Source organism: Hansschlegelia beijingensis, from assembly GCF_045505405.1.
In the GTDB taxonomy this organism is placed as follows: domain Bacteria; phylum Pseudomonadota; class Alphaproteobacteria; order Rhizobiales; family Methylopilaceae; genus Methylopila; species Methylopila beijingensis_A.
On record NZ_JBJKEX010000508.1, the window covers coordinates 1 to 1,508 of the forward strand.

A 1,508-nucleotide genomic window follows, 5' to 3' on the forward strand; every position below is an offset into this window, starting at 1 on the left:
GCCCCGCGCCGAGAATCCGCAGAGCGTCGGACGCCGAAAGCCGGCCGTTCGCGAAGCGCTCCGCGAGCGCCGCGAGGTCGGCGACGCCGAATGCGTGCTCCAGTTCGGCGAGCGCGACCAGGGTGAGCGCCAGTCGGTGCGGCCGGCCGTCGAACATGGCCTCGGTCTCGCCGCGGCGGCGGTTCACGGGCATGGCGCAATCTCCTCTGAATTCACGCGCGGGTCGGCGGGCTAACCCCGCCAACGGCAGGTCCAGCGCGCCAGGTACCAGCCGGGCGGCGGCGCGAGCTCCCGCGCCTCCTCGGCGACGAGGCAGGCCGTGAGCGGCGCAGGCTGCTCGCGGCGTTCGATGCGGCAGGCGGCGGGCTCCGCCTGCAGGCAGAGCGCGACGATGAGTTCGACGACGCCCATGGCAAATCCCTCTTCTTTTTCAAGGAACCAAGAGCCGCCGGAGACGATTGACCCGGTAACAGGCGCGTTGCGTCACCTGCCTTCCGGAGGAAGACGATGAGCAAGCTGCCCCTGGCGGTAGAAATCGCAGACGTCGTGACCGCAGCGGAGGGGCCGCTCGACGTGCAGGCGGCCGCGGCGGAACTTCATGACGCCTATCCGGAGGCTGCGGTGAGCCGCGAAGACATCGCGGACGCGCTCACGACCGAGCGCGAAGCGGCCGGCCTGCCGGTGAAACCTTCGGACACGAAGTGACGGCGGTTTGGCAGGCCCGCCTCCGTCCCGATCAGGCGGTCGCGAAGCTCAGCGCGCCGGCGCTTTCGAGCGCGAGGTCGTAGGCGACCTCCCCGGCGTGATCGCCGCGAAACTCGAGCCCCGTCACCTGAAACGGGCCCTGCACGGCCCCGAAATCCGGGATCACGATCTGGAACTCGGCGATCGCGCCGTCGAACACCAGGCCGCGCACCAGCGCGTCCGAGGCCTCGTCGCGGAACACGCCCGCGCCTGCGACGCTCGCCTTCTTGACGCCCGCGCCCGCCAGCAGCTCGCGCCAGCGCCCGACGCTTTCGGAAAGGGTGACGTCGACCGGCTCGGCGTTGAACGACAGCGAGCGGGACCGCAGTCCCGCCACGGTGACGAAGCCGCCCGCGCCGTCCGAGACCTTCACGAGCAGGTCCTTGCCCTTCTGAATGGCCATCTTGATCCTCGTTCAGAGCGTGTCGGAGAGGGCCGCGGGCTCCGTCACCGCGCGGAAGCGGATCGCGGCGCGGCGCAGGTCCTGGCCGACCAGCCGCTCGGCCTCGGTCGAGATCCAGGCGAGCTTCGCGAGCCGGACGCCCTCGAGTTCAAGCGGCGCGCCGTCGATCAGGCGCACCACGCGGTCGGCGGCCTTGAGCGCTTCCGACAGACCGCCTTGGCGGGACCAGACCTCCAGCGCGAAGGCGTGTTCATGGGCCGGCGCCGCGTCGCCCGAGAGGTCGCGCGTCTCGATCTCGGCCAGCACCAGGTAAGGCGGGGCGGCCGCGCGGGGCGGCTCGTCATAGATCCGCGCGCCGCCA

5 protein-coding genes are annotated in these 1,508 nt (G+C 71.5%); 1 reads left to right on the top strand and 4 read right to left on the bottom strand.

Features of this window, described 5'->3' with window-relative positions; all coding sequences use genetic code 11:
• Together ACIKT0_RS18150 and ACIKT0_RS18155 are read right to left on the bottom strand one after the other, a co-directional pair.
• The coding region (locus ACIKT0_RS18150) for a gene transfer agent family protein (protein WP_407106727.1) at positions 1–193 on the bottom strand (193 nt) is incomplete at its 3' end.
• A gap of 38 nt (positions 194–231) precedes the next feature.
• Positions 232–411: a hypothetical protein gene (locus ACIKT0_RS18155; protein WP_407106728.1), complete on the bottom strand. Its 180-nt coding sequence runs from the start codon at positions 409–411 to the stop codon at positions 232–234.
• Positions 412–507: 96 nt separating this feature from the next.
• Here ACIKT0_RS18155 and ACIKT0_RS18160 point away from each other — a divergent pair, with 96 nt between their 5' ends.
• Positions 508–705 (top strand): hypothetical protein, encoded by a 198-nt coding sequence (locus ACIKT0_RS18160; RefSeq protein ID WP_407106730.1) that lies wholly within the window; start codon positions 508–510, stop codon positions 703–705.
• Between the two features lie 31 nt (positions 706–736).
• On the opposite strand, the gene ACIKT0_RS18165 is transcribed toward ACIKT0_RS18160, so the two are convergent.
• Both ACIKT0_RS18165 and ACIKT0_RS18170 read right to left on the bottom strand, forming a co-directional pair.
• Positions 737–1,147 (bottom strand): phage major tail protein, TP901-1 family, encoded by a 411-nt coding sequence (locus tag ACIKT0_RS18165; protein ID WP_407106732.1) that lies wholly within the window; start codon positions 1,145–1,147, stop codon positions 737–739.
• 12 nt (positions 1,148–1,159) lie between these two features.
• Positions 1,160–1,508: DUF3168 domain-containing protein (locus ACIKT0_RS18170; RefSeq protein ID WP_407106733.1), on the bottom strand; the 349-nt coding region annotated here is incomplete at its 5' end.

Bases quoted from the DNA above. Each gene is read 5' to 3' on its own strand.
- ACIKT0_RS18165 (WP_407106732.1), bottom strand. From the start codon at position 1,147: ATGGCCATTCAGAAGGGCAAGGACCTGCTCGTGAAGGTCTCGGACGGC.
- ACIKT0_RS18160 (WP_407106730.1), top strand. From the start codon at position 508: ATGAGCAAGCTGCCCCTGGCGGTAGAAATCGCAGACGTCGTGACCGCA.
- ACIKT0_RS18155 (WP_407106728.1), bottom strand. From the start codon at position 411: ATGGGCGTCGTCGAACTCATCGTCGCGCTCTGCCTGCAGGCGGAGCCC.